The sequence below is a fragment of the Streptomyces sp. NBC_00016 genome (genome assembly GCF_045040885.1).
GTDB lineage: Bacteria > Actinomycetota > Actinomycetes > Streptomycetales > Streptomycetaceae > Streptomyces > Streptomyces coriariae.
This window is the reverse complement of sequence record NZ_CP108304.1, coordinates 852,286-866,513: the sequence shown is the minus strand read 5'-3', so window position 1 is coordinate 866,513 and position 14,228 is coordinate 852,286. Positions and strand designations below refer to the sequence as shown.

13 protein-coding genes are annotated in these 14,228 nt (G+C 72.3%); 8 read left to right on the top strand and 5 right to left on the bottom strand.

Annotated elements, in window-relative coordinates; genetic code table 11:
* The first annotated feature begins 38 nt into the window (after positions 1–38).
* The 8 genes from urtB to OG933_RS03940 all read left to right on the top strand — a co-directional run bounded on the left by urtB (position 39) and on the right by OG933_RS03940 (position 8,182).
* Positions 39–926, top strand: coding sequence for an urea ABC transporter permease subunit UrtB (gene urtB / locus OG933_RS03975; protein WP_362521872.1), 888 nt, complete (start codon positions 39–41; stop codon positions 924–926).
* On the top strand, positions 923–2,020 hold the full coding sequence (gene urtC / locus OG933_RS03970; protein ID WP_405625377.1) for an urea ABC transporter permease subunit UrtC: 1,098 nt from the start codon (positions 923–925) through the stop codon (positions 2,018–2,020). The genes urtB and urtC overlap by 4 nt, the downstream gene beginning before the upstream one ends.
* A complete protein-coding gene (gene urtD / locus OG933_RS03965) occupies positions 2,017–2,820 on the top strand; it encodes an urea ABC transporter ATP-binding protein UrtD (protein ID WP_405625375.1) in 804 nt (267 codons plus the stop codon). Before urtC ends, urtD begins: the two co-directional genes overlap by 4 nt.
* Before the next feature lie 5 nt (positions 2,821–2,825).
* Positions 2,826–3,548: an urea ABC transporter ATP-binding subunit UrtE gene (gene urtE, locus OG933_RS03960; protein WP_405625374.1), complete on the top strand. Its 723-nt coding sequence runs from the start codon at positions 2,826–2,828 to the stop codon at positions 3,546–3,548.
* Between the two features lie 357 nt (positions 3,549–3,905).
* Positions 3,906–4,754, top strand: coding sequence for a PP2C family protein-serine/threonine phosphatase (locus OG933_RS03955; protein ID WP_362521864.1), 849 nt, complete (start codon positions 3,906–3,908; stop codon positions 4,752–4,754).
* Positions 4,755–4,804: 50 nt separating this feature from the next.
* A complete protein-coding gene (locus OG933_RS03950; RefSeq protein ID WP_405625373.1) occupies positions 4,805–5,833 on the top strand; it encodes an MASE1 domain-containing protein in 1,029 nt (342 codons plus the stop codon).
* 84 nt (positions 5,834–5,917) lie between these two features.
* Positions 5,918–6,643: an FG-GAP repeat domain-containing protein gene (locus OG933_RS03945; protein ID WP_405625372.1), complete on the top strand. Its 726-nt coding sequence runs from the start codon at positions 5,918–5,920 to the stop codon at positions 6,641–6,643.
* 84 nt (positions 6,644–6,727) lie between these two features.
* The gene (locus tag OG933_RS03940) at positions 6,728–8,182 is read left to right on the top strand and encodes a WGR domain-containing protein (protein ID WP_405625371.1); all 1,455 of its coding nucleotides are present in this window, start codon (positions 6,728–6,730) and stop codon (positions 8,180–8,182) included.
* Between the two features lie 25 nt (positions 8,183–8,207).
* Here OG933_RS03940 and OG933_RS03935 read toward each other — a convergent pair whose 3' ends face one another.
* From OG933_RS03935 to OG933_RS03915, 5 genes are all read right to left on the bottom strand, one after another.
* Positions 8,208–9,290 (bottom strand): LLM class flavin-dependent oxidoreductase, encoded by a 1,083-nt coding sequence (locus tag OG933_RS03935; RefSeq protein WP_405625370.1) that lies wholly within the window; start codon positions 9,288–9,290, stop codon positions 8,208–8,210.
* Positions 9,291–9,344: 54 nt separating this feature from the next.
* Positions 9,345–10,169, bottom strand: a complete 825-nt coding sequence (locus tag OG933_RS03930; protein WP_362521854.1) for a DUF1684 domain-containing protein — start codon at positions 10,167–10,169, stop codon at positions 9,345–9,347.
* Complete coding sequence (locus OG933_RS03925) at positions 10,166–11,818, bottom strand: dipeptide ABC transporter ATP-binding protein (protein ID WP_405633226.1); 1,653 nt, start codon at positions 11,816–11,818, stop codon at positions 10,166–10,168. Before OG933_RS03925 ends, OG933_RS03930 begins: the two co-directional genes overlap by 4 nt.
* Positions 11,819–12,264: 446 nt before the next feature.
* Entirely contained in the window at positions 12,265–13,272 is a 1,008-nt protein-coding gene (locus OG933_RS03920; RefSeq protein ID WP_405625368.1) for an ABC transporter permease, read from the bottom strand.
* A complete protein-coding gene (locus OG933_RS03915) occupies positions 13,269–14,228 on the bottom strand; it encodes an ABC transporter permease (RefSeq protein ID WP_267021895.1) in 960 nt (319 codons plus the stop codon). Before OG933_RS03915 ends, OG933_RS03920 begins: the two co-directional genes overlap by 4 nt.

The window sequence follows — 14,228 nt, the reverse complement described above, 5'->3', positions numbered from 1 at the left end:
GCACGCCCGCACCCCCGTCCCCGACCAGGAGCCGCTTCATGACGGTCATCCTCAACCAGTCCTTCACCGGCATCAGCATCGGCGCCGTCCTCCTGCTCATCGCGCTCGGCCTGACTCTGACCTTCGGTCAGATGGGCGTGATCAACATGGCGCACGGCGAGTTCATCATGACCGGCGCCTACACCACGTACGTCCTGCAGAAGTCCATCAGCGGCGCGGGCGTCTCGCTGCTCGTCGCCCTGCCGGTGGCCTTCCTGGTGGCCGGCGCGATGGGCGCGCTGCTGGAGTGGCTGCTCATCCGGCGCCTCTACACCCGCCCGCTGGACACCCTGCTGGTCACCTGGGGCGTCTCCCTGATGCTCCAGCAGCTCGCCCGGGACGTCTTCGGCGCCCCCAACGTGCAGACCCACGCCCCTGACCTGCTCACCGGCAACATCCCGATGGGCGGTGGCGTCACCTTCGCCAGCAGCCGCCTGTTCATCCTCGGCCTGGCCCTGCTCAGCGTGCTCGCCCTCACGATCGTCCTGCGGCTCACCCCGCTCGGCCGCCGGATCCGCGCCGTCGTGCAGAACCGCGACCTCGCCGAGGTGTCCGGCATCGCCACCGGCCGGGTCGACCGCGTGACCTTCTTCATCGGGTCCGGCCTCGCGGGCGTGGCCGGCGTCGCGCTCACCCTGGTCGGCCCGATCGGCCCGACGATGGGCACCAACTACATCGTCGACGCCTTCCTGGTCGTCGTCGTGGGCGGTATCGGGCAGCTCAAGGGGAGCGTCATCACCGCCTTCGCGCTCGGCGTGCTCCAGTCGGTCCTCGAGTACTCGACGACGGTCAGCGTCGCCAAGGTCATCGTGCTCGTGGCGATCGTCGCCTTCCTCCAGTGGCGACCCCAGGGCCTGTACACACTGCGCACCCGGAGCCTGGCATGACGACGATCACCGAGACCCCGCCCGCCCCGCTGTCGGCACGCCTGCGCGTCCCGGGCGCCTTCGTCCTGGGCGCCGTCCTCCTGCTCGGTGTGGCCCCGCTCGCCCTCTCCGACTTCCGTCTCTCGCTCCTCGCCAAGTACCTGTGCTACGCGATCGTGGCCGTGGGGGTGAGCCTCGCCTGGGGCCGGGGCGGGCTCATGGTGCTCGGCCAGGGCGTCTTCTTCGGCCTCGGCGGCTATGCCATGGCCATGCACCTCAAGCTCGCCGACGCCGCCGCGACCGGCGAGACGCTGCCCGACTTCATGCAGCTGTACGGCACCGGCGACGCCCTGCCCTGGTGGTGGAAGCCGTTCGCCAACCCGGGCTTCGCGCTCGCCATGACCGTACTGCTGCCCATGGCGGTCGCCGCGCTGCTCGGCTTCTTCGTCTTCCAACGCCGGGTCAAGGGCGCCTACTTCGCGATCCTCAGCCAGGCCCTGGCCGCAGCGCTGTCCATCTGGCTGATCGGCCAACAGGCCACCACCGGCGGCACCAACGGACTCACCGACATCCAGGGCTTCTTCGGCTACTCGCTGGACGACCCCGTCAACCAGCGGATGGTGTACTTCGTCATCGCCGCCGTGCTGCTCCTGCTGATGGCGGCCGCCCGCCAGCTGTTCGTCAGCCGCTACGGCGAACTCCTCGTCGCCGTGCGCGACTCCGAGGAGCGGGTCCGCTTCCTCGGCTACAACCCGGCCAACGTCAAACTCGTCGCGTACGTCGTCGCCGCCGGTATGGCGGGCCTGGCCGGGGCTCTTTTCGTCCCGGCGGTGGGGATCATCTCGCCGGCGCTGATCGGGATCGTGCCGTCCATCGGCTTCGTCATCGGCGCCGCGGTCGGCGGCCGGGCCTCGCTGGTGGGCGCGGTGCTCGGCGCGATCGCCGTCGCCTGGGCGCAGAGCACGCTGTCCGACGCCTTCCCCGGGGCCTGGACCTACCTCCAGGGCCTGCTCTTCGTCCTGGCGGTCGGCTTCCTGCCCGGCGGCCTCGCCTCCCTCGGCATCGTCCTGCGGCGGCGCCGTACCCGTACCCCTGCGACTGGAGAGACAGCATGAGCGGCGAGGGACTGACCGTGCGCGACCTGCGGGTGACGTTCGACGGGTTCACCGCCGTCGACGGCGTCGACCTGGACATCCGCCCCGGCGACCTGCGCTTCCTCATCGGCCCGAACGGCGCGGGCAAGACCACCCTCGTGGACGCGGTCACCGGGCTGGTCAAGGCGACCGGATCGGTCCGCTTCGGCGACCAGGACCTGCTGGGCAAACCCGTGCACAAGATCGCCCGGCTGGGGATCGGCCGTACGTTCCAGACGGCGACGGTCTTCGAGGAACTGACCGTCGTGCAGAACCTGGACATCGCCGCCGGCGCCGGCCGCGGGGTCCGGACCATGCTGCGGCGCCGCAAGGACGTGCCCGAGCCGGTCGCCAGGGCCCTGGAGACCATCGGCCTGAGCCACCTGCGCGACCGCCCCGCCGGGGTGCTGGCCCATGGGCAGAAACAGTGGCTGGAGATCGGCATGCTGCTCGTCCAGGACGTACGGCTGCTCCTGCTGGACGAGCCCGTCGCCGGCATGAGCCACGACGAACGCGAGGCCACCGGCGAGCTGTTGCGGCGGGTGAGCGAGGACCGCACGGTCGTCGTCATCGAGCACGACATGGACTTCATGCGTGCCTATGCCCGCAGCGTCAGCGTCCTGCACGCCGGCAAGGTGCTCAGCGAGGGCTCCGTCGCCGAGGTCCAGGCCGACGCCAAGGTCCAGGAGGTCTACCTCGGGCGCGCCTCCGAACCCGAGCCCGCTCTCGGGCCCGCGCCCACACCCGCCCCCGCTGCCGCGTCCGTCGCCGAGGAGGCGTGAAGCCCATGCTGGAGATCAACACCGTCCGGGCGGGCTACGACCGCACCACCGTGCTGCACGGGGTGACCGTCGCCGTTCCCGAGGACGGCGTCGCGGCCGTGCTCGGGCACAACGGGGCCGGCAAGAGCACCCTGCTGCGGGCCGCCATGGGCCTGATCAGGCCGACCGGCGGGACCGTCCTGCTCGACGGCGAGGACATCACCCGTCTCGCCCCGCACCAGCGGGTCGCCCGCGGTATGGCGTACGTCCCGCAGGGCCAGCAATCCTTCCCGCACCTCACCACCGCCGAGAACCTCCAGCTGGTCGCGGACGGCCGCCCGAGGGTGGCGCCGGGCCGGCCGGGCGGCGGGGGCGGGAAGGAGGCGATCGCCGAGGCGCTGGATCTGTTCCCGGTCCTGCGCGAGCTGTCCGGCCGCCGGGCCGGTCTGCTCTCCGGCGGCCAGCGCCAGCAGCTCGCCATCGCCCGCGCCCTGGTCACCAGGCCGAGGCTGCTCCTGCTCGACGAGCCGACCGAAGGCATCCAGCCGTCCGTCGTCGCCGAGATCGAGGAGACGATCCTGGCCCTCGCCCGGCGCGGCGGACTCTCCGTCCTGCTCGTCGAACAGCACGTGGGCTTCGCCATGAGGGCCGCCCAGCGCTACTACGTGCTGGAGGCGGGCCGGGTGACCTCCTCGGGCGAAGGCGGATCGGGCGCCGAGCAGACCGTACGGGCGGCGCTCAGCGTGTGAGCCGGCAGGACCGCGTCGGTGCCGCCCGTGGGGCGGCCCGGCGCGGTCTCACAGGCGGCCCGCAAGGGCGATGATCCGTTCCACCGCGCCCTGGCCGGGGGAGAGGGAGGGACGGGACGGGGCGGAGGAGGACGGGGCAGGCACGGGCGGAGAGAGGACGGGACGGGCACGGGATGCGCTGTCCGCGCGGGAAGATCTCACCCGGCCCGGGGGTTCCGGGGAGGCCGTCGAAGAGCTGTGCGATGGCTACCCTGTCGGGCCGCGCCTAGGGGCCGGTATCATCCTCTAAAGGTAAAATATGAGGTTTGCCCGATGGGGCTGCCCTCCCGACGAGCTGCCGTCCCGCCGGAGTGATCAATGTCCCGCAAGCGCCCCACGGACGACGGCGACGAGCTGCTGGCCAGACTCGGTTCGCTGACCGCCCAGGCGCGCGAGCGCGCGGAGCTGCAACGCTCCCGCGTCGAGCTGGCCCTCGCCCTCCAGCGCGGCATGCTGCCCAGGGACCTGCCCGAGGCGCCCGGCTTCCGGCTGGCCGTGCAGTACGCGCCCGCCTGCTACGGCCTCAACGTGGGCGGCGACTGGTACGACGCCTTCGCGATGCCGGACGGGCGCATCGGCCTGTCCATCGGCGACGTCCAGGGCCACAACATAGAGGCGACCGCGTTCATGGGCCAGGTGCGGGTCGGTCTGCGTGCCCTGGCCTCCGTGACCGGCGAGCCCGGCGAGCTCCTCGCCCGGACCAACGACCTGATCCTCTCCCTCGGCAGCGACCTCTTCGCCACCTGCACCTTCATGCGGCTCGACCCCGCCACCGGGGTCCTGGAGAGCGCCAGGGCCGGGCACATCCCCTGTGTGTGGGCGACGGCGGACGGCAAGTCCGGCGTCGCCGAGGACGAGTGCGGCCCGCCCCTGGGGGTCCAGGAGGGCATGGACTACCCGGTCACCCGCTACCGGCTCACCAAGGGCGGCGTGTTCGTCCTGCTCACGGACGGCGTGGTGGAGGGGCCGACGCTGAACGTCGACGAGGGCCTCGACCAGGTCGTACGGCTCGCCGGCATCGCCGCCGTCGCGGGCATGTCGGTGGACTCCCTCGCCGCTGCGGTGATCAAGGGCGCCGAGCGCGTGGGACACGAGGACGACGCGGCCGTGCTCGTGGTGGGACACGACGGGCTGACGGCGCCGGACGTCCCCCTGGTTGCGCCATAGGGCCGGACACCGCGCGTCTCGCCTCGCCGACAGCGTCGCGCAGGTGTCTGATGGCTGCTGTGGTGGGTACCCCGGATCTGCGTCGAGCAGCCGTCTTCGCCGTGCAGACACTGGCCGTGGCCCTCGGCTACTACGCGGCCGGGCGGCTGGGGCTCATGCGGGAGCTCGTCGTGGAGGGCGCGGTCTTCACCCCCATCTGGCCGCCCACGGGTGTGGCGGTCGCCTGTCTGCTGCTCCTCGGGATCCGCGCCTGGCCGGGCATCGCCCTCGGCGCCCTCTTCGTCATCATGTCCCTCACCTCGTTACGACCCGTGGTGATCGGCAACCTGATCGGCAACACCGCCGCCCCCGTCTGCGCGTACCTCATGCTCCGCAAGGTGGGCTTCCGCAACGACCTCATCCGGTTACGGGACGGCCTCGCGCTGGTCTTCCTCGGCGCCCTCACCGCGACGCTGCTGAGCTCGACCATCGGCGTCGGGCTCCTCGTCCTCACCGACAAGCTCGCCGCGCACAGCTTCTGGCCGGTCTGGCTGGCCTGGTGGGTCGGCGACGCGATGGGCGTTCTGCTCGTCACACCGATCCTGCTCGTGCTGTACACGATCACCCGGCCCCTCCGGCTGTCCCGCTGGAAAGAGGCCGTAGGACTCGCGCTCATCGCCTGCGCCCTCGTCCCCCTGGCCACCCACAGCCGGGTCAGCCTGCTCTTCCTCGTCTATCCCCTGCTGATCTGGGCGGCCCTGCGCTTCCAGCTCGCCGGCAGCATGTTGTGCGCCCTCTTCACCTCGGTCATGGCCACCATCGCCGCGACGGACAGCGTCGGGCCCTTCGAACGGCTCAGCCGCATCGAGGTGATGATCAAGCTCCAGGCCTTCAACGGCACGATGGCCCTGACCGCCCTGCTGCTCTCCGCGGTGATCACCGAACAGCACCACACCAGACGCTCCGTGGAACGCGCCTGCCAGGAACTGGTCGAGGTCCTGGAACACCTCACGGCGGGCGAGGCCCCACCGGGCCGACCGCCGAAGGAGAGCACGGAAAACACGGAGCACACGAAGAATACGAAGAACACGAACAGCTGACGGCGCTTGCGCCGGGGCCGGGTCGGCCCCTCCACGGTGGGCGGGGCCCCCGGTGTGCCATAGTCGTTCGCCATGATCTCCGGGGTGGCGACACGCAAGAGGCGGCTGAGGCACGCCGCCCTCGTCGCGGTCGGCCTGTTGCTCTTCGCCGGATGCGAGGAGTCACTGGGACGGCCGCCGCTGCCCCCGACCGCACCGTCCGCCGTCACCGCCTGTCTCACGGCGACCGGGCAGCTGCTGGCCGACGTGAACAACGACGGCCGGCCGGACCTCGTCGCCGACCCGTCCCGCAGCGGCGCCCGGCTGACGATCACCTTCGGCGCCGGATCGGCGCGTGAGACCACGGTCGGAGCGCGCGGGTTGGCCGATCGCGCCGGGGAACACCAGCAGTACGTGCGCGTCGCCGTCGCGGACTTCGACGGCGACGGATGGACCGACCTCGTCGTCGTCGCCGGAGCGGAACAGCGGGGCGACGACCCGATCCCTCCGAAGCTCTCCGAGCTGAGGCTCGGCCCCTTCTCCGACACCGGCCGTGGGCAGCGCATCCTGCACCTCGACACGGGGCCCACGAAGGACATCGGCGTCACCGACTCCGACCACGACCGGTTCCCCGACCTTGCGGCGTACACGTACAGCGGCGACGGCATCCACGAGACACGGGTCCGGCTGGGGGACAGGGCTGCCGCACTCGGCGCTCAGGCAGAACCGACGGGCCACGATGACGCCGCCGATCCGCCCCGCACCGGTCTCGAGCCCTTCTACCCGCGCTGCGTGGCCGGTGCCCCGGCCGAGGCGCCGAGCACCGCCTGACGTGATTGTCAGTGCCTGCGCCTACATTTCGGGGAGTGGGACTCGCCGGAACGGCCGCGGGTCCACCCTGGGGAGGGTTTTGTCATGGCTACCGGGTCCAGCACCGTGTCGACGACGTATCTGGAGCTGTCGCAGGACGGCGGCGGCGCGCACAAGTTCTATGAAGTGGTCGTCGACGGCCTGGTGGTGACGGTGCGGTACGGGCGGATCGGCGCCTCCGGGCAGCTGCAGACGACGACGTTCCCCACCGCCGAGAAGGCCCGGGCCGCCGCCGCGCGGAAGGTCGGGGAGAAGGTCCGCAAGGGGTACGCACCGGCCGTCGCGGGCCAGCGCCCCCCACGTTCGGTGACCCGCCGTCAGGTGACCTCGGCGCCGTCCACCGCGCGTGCCGTGGCCCCGGTGCTGTGGCGGTTCCGCACCGGCTCCTCGGCGTTCGGCATCCACGTGGACGACGACCGCTGCTGGGTCGGCAACCAGTCCGGTGACGTCTACACCCTGGACCACGAGGGTGCCGTCCTGGCCCGCTTCAGCCTGCCGGACGGCGTGAAGTGCCTGGTCGCCGACGACTTCTGGATCTACGCGGGCTGTGACGACGGCAAGGTCTACGACCTGTCCTCGAAGCTGCCGTTCGCGGCGTACGACATCGCGGCGGACGTCGACATCTTCTGGCTGGACATCCACGAGGGTTTGCTGAACGTCTCGGACCGCGACGGCCGGCTCACCGTCATCGACCACGAGGACGAGCACCAGTGGGCCCGCCGCAGCCAGGGCGAGCACGCCTGGATGGTCCGCGCGGACGACCGGGCCGTCTACCACGGTCACCACCGGGGCGTCACCGCCTACGCACCCGACGGCGGCGGCGAACTCTGGCACACCCCCACCCGAGGCGGCGTCCTGTTCGGCTGGCAGGAGGAGCACGCCGTGTACGCGGGGACCGCCCACAAGGTGGTGCAGCGGCTGTCCAAGGCCACCGGCGCGATCGAGGCCACGTACGGCTGCGACAGCGCGGTGTACTCCTGCGCCACCTCGCCCAACGGGCGCTTCGTGTTCGCCGGTGACGCGTCGTCGTCCGTCTACTGCTTCGACCGGGACGGCACGCGCCTGTGGAAGCTCGGCACGGGCGGCGGCTCGGCGCTGTCGATGCAGTACCGGGACGAACGGCTGTACCTGGTGACCACGGACGGCTCGCTGGTGTGCGTGGACGCGAGCGAGGCGGCCATCACCGCGGCCGAGCAGGGCACGGTGCCGGTGGCGCGGGACGTCAAGCTCGCCGCGGCCCTGCCGACGTACGTCCCCGCCACGGCCGCGTCCACGGTGGCCACCGTGGCCCAGGCGCCCAGCGGGTCGATCGTCGTCGAGTGCGTCCAGGAATCGGGCCGGGTCCGGGTGCACGTGGTGTCCGACGGCTACGACACGTCCTGGAACGTCCAGTTCCCGCGCGAGATACGCGAGCCCGGGGCACGGTACGTCGTGGACGCCCTGCACACGGCGGCCGGCGGCTTCTACCGGGTCCGCGGTGACATCCGACGGCTGCTCTGACCGTACCGTTCCTGCCCGGGCCCGCTCATCGACCGGTGCCGCCCCGGGCGGCGACCGGCGGCGCGGCCGGCGGCGGTGCGGCCGGAGTGGCCGCACCGGCGGGCCGCCAGCCCAGCTCCGGTGCGATCAAATGCCGGACGTCGTGCAGGATCTGCTCGTAGTCGCCCCCATGGAACTCGTACGGCAGCTCCAGGCGCAGCTCCGACACGGCCGAGACCACGGGATCCGCGGCCAGTTGCTCCAGGATCTGCTCCGCCGTCCCGACCACGTCCGGCGCGAACAGGGTCCGGTTCCTGCCCTGCGGTGCCAGGGTGCGCGCGTGCCGGGCGGCCGCGTACTCCCGGTACCGGGCCCGGGTGGCGGCGTCGGCGCTGTCGAAGGGCACGATCACCCGGCCCAGTGCCACCCGCGCCGGACGAGCGGCGGAGACCGTGCGCCGGTACTCGGAGAGCAGGGTGAGCTGGGCCGTGGTGAAGTCGTCGGTGCCCTCACCGGTGACGATGTTGCCGCTCAGCAGGTTCAGGCCGTGTTCCGCGGCCCACCGGATCGAACGCAGGCTGCCGCCGCCGTACCAGACACGGTCCAACAGGCCCGGGTCGTGCGGCTGCAGTCGCGGCCGCTGGGTGTTGCCCGGCGACTGGATCACGGTGTCCGGAGCCCCGAGGTAGTCCCCGCGCAGGTTGTCGACGACACGGGCGATCCGGCCGTACGACAGGTCGAAACCGCGCCAGTCCCCGTCGTACACCAGATCGCCGAGCAGCTCGGCGTGCGGCATGCCGGTGCTGAACCCGGCCTGAAGCCTGCCGCGGGACAACACGTCGGCCAGGGCCAGGTCCTCGGCCAGCCGGAACGGGCTCTCGTACCCGATCGGGATGACCGCCGTGCCCAGCTCGACCCGCTCGGTCCGCTGGCCCGCCGCGGCGAGGAACACCGCGGCCGAACCCACCCCGTGTTCGAGATGCCGCTGCCGGACCCAGGCCCCGTCGAAGCCGATCCGCTCGCCGTACTCGAACAGCTGAAGCGTCTCCTCCAGACCGGTGTAGGGATCGTCGTCGGCGAAGTTGCCCGGGGTGAGAAAGGCCAACGAGGCGATGGAGGGGATGCTCATACGGTGCCAGTCCTCAGGGTCGGGGTCGGCTCATCGGTGCGCTGTGCTCGGTGGTCAGGACCCGCCCCGCTCGCGGGGGATCTTCTCGCCGGCCTCGACCGGCACGGGCAGCCGGTTCTCCGCGGGCGGCAGCGGGCAGGTGGCCAGATCGGTGTAGGCGCACGGCAGGTTCGCCGCCCGGTTGAAGTCCAGAACGACCGTGCCGTCGGCGGCGGGCGCGTCCAGCGCGAGGGCCCGGTTGGCCGCGTAGGTGGTGACCCCGGAGGTCGCGTCGGTGAACAGCACGAGCAGACTTCCCGGGCCGTGCCCGGGGAACGCGGTCAGCGCCAGCGGACGCCCGTCCAGCTCGAACTCGACCCGCCCCGGCGCGTCGTACACATGCTCAAGCCCCTCGACCGCCGCGCCCACGGTCGTCGGCCTGGGCTCGTCGAACGCCGTGTAACGGCCGGTCACCACCCAGCGGGGGTGCGGGGCGTAGGCCGGAGTGCCGGTGAAGCCGGTGCGCAGCGGTGTGTCCGGATGCCGGGGGCGGATGATGTCCTGCCCGCCGCGCTTGGCCACCTCGATGACGGCGTCGCCCCACACGGCGTCGACCCCGCCGCGCTCCGGGATCACTCCGAAGCGGTGCTCGCCCCGGACGGCGGTTCCGTCGACGACCAGTTCCTCGCCTTCGTCGAGGACCACGACGATCCCGTCGGCGCCGGTGGACCACGCCCCCGGCGCGTCCGGGAAGCGTTCCGGCCGATCACTCAGCCAGTGCAGGCCGGTGATCGCCAGGAACCCGTGCGGGTCGGCGAGTCGCGCCTCCTGCCGGTGATGCCACTCCTGCCAGTCGTGGACGAAGGCTTCGAGTTCCGCCGACGTGTCCTGAACGGTCACAGGTGCTCCTTCGGTTGGTGCGGCCGGTCCCCGGCCGACGCGTGGCGGCCGCCGGGGATCGCCGCGAGCAGTTCGCGGGTGTAGTCGTGGCGGGGGTGCGTGAACAGTTCCTCGGCGGTGCCCGTCTCGACGACGCGGCCGGACCGCATGACGGCCACCCGGTGCGCGATCTGGCGCACGACGGCCAGGTCGTGCGAGATGAACAGGTACGCCACTCCCGTGTCGGCCTGGAGTTCGGCGAGCAGGTCGAGCACCTGCGCCTGGACCGACACGTCGAGCGCGGACACCGGTTCGTCGCACACCACCAGGTCGGGCGAGAGCGCGAGGGCGCGGGCGATCGCGACGCGCTGCCGCTGCCCGCCGGACAGTTCCGCCGGGCGACGGTCCAGCACCGAGCCGGGCAGCGCCACCCGGTCGAGCAGCTCCCGGGCCCGGGCGAGCCGGGAGGCACGGTCGCCGACCCGGAACGCGCGCAGCGGCTCGGTGATCACCTCGGCGATCGAGAACCGGGGATCCAGCGAGGCGTACGGGTTCTGGTAGACGAGCTGGGCCCGCCGGCGCAGCTGCCGGGCTCCTGCCCCGCGGGCGGTCGTGACATCGGCGCCGTCGAACAGCACGCTCCCGGAGGTCGGATCGACCAGCCGCAGCACCAGACGGGCGGTGGTGGACTTTCCCGAGCCGGATTCACCGACCAGGGCCAGCGTCCGGCCGCGGTGCAGGGTGAGACTGACGTCGTCGACCGCGCGCAGGGTGCGGGCCGCGCCCGCGGCGGCGGGCAGCCGGAACTCCTTGACCAGGTTGCGGGCCTCGACCAGCGGTACCTCGTCGGGAGCCGGTGCGGTCACCGCGGCCGTGGCGCGCGGCCGGGCCGTGGTGAGACTGGGCGCGCTGGCCAGCAACCGCCGGGTGTACGCGTGTTGCGGGTTCTCCAGGACGTCCCGGGTGGGCCCGGCCTCGACGACCCGGCCCTCGGACATGACCACGATCCGCTGCGCCCGGTCGGCGGCCACACCGAGATCGTGCGTCACCAGCAGCACCGCGGTGCCGGACTGCTCGGTGAGGTTCTGGAGGTGGTCGAGGATGACGCGCTGCACGGTGACGTCGAGGGCGCTGGTCGGCTCGTCGGCGATGATCAGCTGCGGTTTCGCGGCGATGGCGACCGCGATCAGGGCCCGTTGGCGCATGCCGCCGGACAGTTCGTGCGGGTACTGCCGGGCGCGGGTGGCCGCGTCGGGCAGCCCCGCCCGGTCCAGGATCGCGATCGCGGCCGACGGAGCGGAGCGGCGGGTCGCCAGCCCGTGGATGCGCAGCACCTCGGCGACCTGCTCACCGATGCGTTTGACGGGGTTGAGCGACACCGTCGGGTCCTGCGGCACCAGCCCGATCCGTGCGCCGCGCACGGTACGCAACTCCCGCTCCGACAGCGCGGTGAGGTCGTGCCGGCCGAAGCGGACGGTACCGGAGTCGATGCCGCCGTTGGCCGCCAGCAGCCGGGTGATCGCGTGCGCGGTCGTGCTCTTCCCGGAACCCGACTCGCCGACCACCGCGGTGACCTGCCCCGGCCATACGTCGAGGTCCACGCCCCGCACCGCGCGCACGGTCCCGCCACGCGTGCGATACGACACGGACAGGCCCCGCACTTCCAGCAGCGCGGGCTCGTCCGCTGAAGCCGCGTCGGTCTCGGCCTCGCCGGCGGTGGGCCTGTCGAGGGCCGCCGCATCGGTAGCGGACTCGCCCGTCGCGGACTTGCCCGTCGCGGCCTTGTCGGCCGCGGACCTGTCGGTGGCGACCTCGTCGGTTGCGGTCTCGGCCACCGTGGCCTTGCCCGTCGCGGTTCGGTCGGTTGCGGCCTCGGCCGTCGCGACCCCGCTCGTCGTGGCCGTGTCGGCCGTGGGACGACCGGTCGCGCTGTGACCGGGCTCGCCCTGGCCGGTCACGCCCTGGCCGGTCACGCCTTGGCCGGTCACGCCTTGGCCGGTCACGCCTTGGCCGGGTTCCGCCTGGCCGGGCGCGGTCCGGTCGGTCGCGGACTCGTGGGTCACGGTTTCTTCCGTCACGGGTACGTCCGTCTCGGGTTCGTTCGTCGTGGGGCGGGTCATCGCGGTCGGGACCATTCGCCGTCCAGCGCCCGCGCGATGCGGTTGGTGGCGAGGCCCGTCGCCGCGATCGCCAGTCCGGGCAGTGCGGTGAGCCACCAGGCGTTGGCCAGGTAGTTGCGGCCGTCGGAGATCAACGTGCCCCATTCCGGCGCCGGTGGGGGCGCCCCGTAGCCGAGGAAGCTCAGCGACGACACGGCGAGGATGGCGGCGCCGAACTCGAGGGTGGCGAGCACGATCACCGGGCCCGCCGCGTTGGGCAGGACGTGCCGTCCCAGCACCGAGTACCAGCGGGCCCCGCAGGAGCGCGACGCCTCGACGAAGACCGCCTGCCGCACCCGCAGCACCTCCGCGCGGGTCACCCGGGCGAAGCCGGCCACGCTGGCGATGCCGACCGCGACGGCCACCTTCACCGTTCCGTAGCCCAGCGCGGTGACCAGGGCCAGGGACAGGAACAGCGACGGGATCGACAGCAGTACGTCGACGAAGCGCATCAGCACGTCCTCCACCCAGCGGCCGACGAACCCGGCGACCAGGCCGATGAGGCCGCCGACCACGAACGCGAACCCCACCGCGATCAGGGTCGCCTTCAGTGACAGCTGGGCACCGTGCACCACCCGCGAGAACACATCACGTCCCAGCTCGTCGGTGCCGAACCAGTGCCCGCCGCCGGGGCTGCGGAAGTTCTCCGCCGGCACCCCGTGCAGCGGGTCCTGCGAGGTGAACAGCCCTGGCCAGAACGCTGCCAGCACCACCAGGACCAGCACCAGGACCGAGGCCAGCAGCCCGGGTCGGCGCAGCAGGAACAGCAGGAACCGTCGCGGTCCGACACCGCGTCCGGCACTCGCGGGGCCCGGGTCGGCCCCGGGATCCACCGGCCGGGCCAGGCCGGCCGCGGCTCCGACCTCTCCGACCGCTCCGACCGGTCCGACCGCTTCGGCGGTTCCTGCCGTTCCGGCGGTTCCTGCTGTTCCGGCGGTGACACCGTCGGCAAGTGTCCGGCTCATGCGGGACGCACCTTCCTGCTCGCCGCCACCACGATCCGCGGGTCGAGCAGCGGGTAGACGAGATCGACGATCAGATTGGCCGCCACGAAGATCAGCGCCCCGAACACCACGACCCCCTGGACCAGCGGGATGTCCTGGACCGTGACCGCGGCGGCGGTCACCCGGCCCAGACCGTCGCGGGAGAACACCGTCTCGACGACGACCGAACCGGCGATCAGCTGACCGGCCAGCAGTCCGACGACCGTCAGCGCCGGCAGCGAGGCGTTGCGCAGCGCGTGCCGCAGATGGATGCGCAGCCGGCCGGCGCCCTTGGCCCGGGCGGTCTCCACATAGGCCTGGTCGAGCGCCGTGAACAGGCTCTTGGCCAGCACCTGCGCCACCAGGGCGCCGGTCGGGACCGCCAGCGTCACCGCGGGCAGCACCAGGCCCCGCAGCCCGTCGTTGCCGAACGCCGGGAAGAGCCTCGTGCGGAAGGAGAACAGCTCGACGAGGACCAGCCCGACCCAGAACGTCGGCACCGACACCCCCAGCGGCGGCAGCGACAGCAGCAGCTGCCGCAACCAGCGCCGGGTGGTGTAGGTCGCCAGCACCGCGAGCCCGCCGCCGAGGAACACGGCGAGGAGCAGTGCCGCCCCGGTCAGCTGGAGGGTCTGCGGCAGCGCGTCGGCCAGCGTCGCGGTCACCGGCCGGCCGGTGGACACGGAGTCGCCGAAGTCGCCGCGTACCGCCCTGCCGAGATAGTCGGCGTACTGCGCGAGAATCGGCTTGTCGAAGCCGTACTCGTGCCGCAGCGCGGCGAGTTGGGCCGGATCGACCTGACCCGTGTCCGCTCCCGCGCCGGCCATCGCCGAGACCGGATCACCGGGCAGGTAGTCCAGCACGAGGAAGGACACCGTGTAGGCCGCCCAGAGCACCCCGAGGGCCTGCGCGAGTCGCTTGACCACATAGAGACGCAT

Bases quoted from the DNA above. Each gene is read 5' to 3' on its own strand.
- urtB (WP_362521872.1), top strand. From the start codon at position 39: ATGACGGTCATCCTCAACCAGTCCTTCACCGGCATCAGCATCGGCGCC.
- urtC (WP_405625377.1), top strand. From the start codon at position 923: ATGACGACGATCACCGAGACCCCGCCCGCCCCGCTGTCGGCACGCCTG.
- urtD (WP_405625375.1), top strand. From the start codon at position 2,017: ATGAGCGGCGAGGGACTGACCGTGCGCGACCTGCGGGTGACGTTCGAC.
- urtE (WP_405625374.1), top strand. From the start codon at position 2,826: ATGCTGGAGATCAACACCGTCCGGGCGGGCTACGACCGCACCACCGTG.
- OG933_RS03955 (WP_362521864.1), top strand. From the start codon at position 3,906: ATGTCCCGCAAGCGCCCCACGGACGACGGCGACGAGCTGCTGGCCAGA.
- OG933_RS03950 (WP_405625373.1), top strand. From the start codon at position 4,805: ATGGCTGCTGTGGTGGGTACCCCGGATCTGCGTCGAGCAGCCGTCTTC.
- OG933_RS03940 (WP_405625371.1), top strand. From the start codon at position 6,728: ATGGCTACCGGGTCCAGCACCGTGTCGACGACGTATCTGGAGCTGTCG.
- OG933_RS03935 (WP_405625370.1), bottom strand. From the start codon at position 9,290: ATGAGCATCCCCTCCATCGCCTCGTTGGCCTTTCTCACCCCGGGCAAC.
- OG933_RS03920 (WP_405625368.1), bottom strand. From the start codon at position 13,272: ATGAGCCGGACACTTGCCGACGGTGTCACCGCCGGAACAGCAGGAACC.
- OG933_RS03915 (WP_267021895.1), bottom strand. From the start codon at position 14,228: ATGCGTCTCTATGTGGTCAAGCGACTCGCGCAGGCCCTCGGGGTGCTC.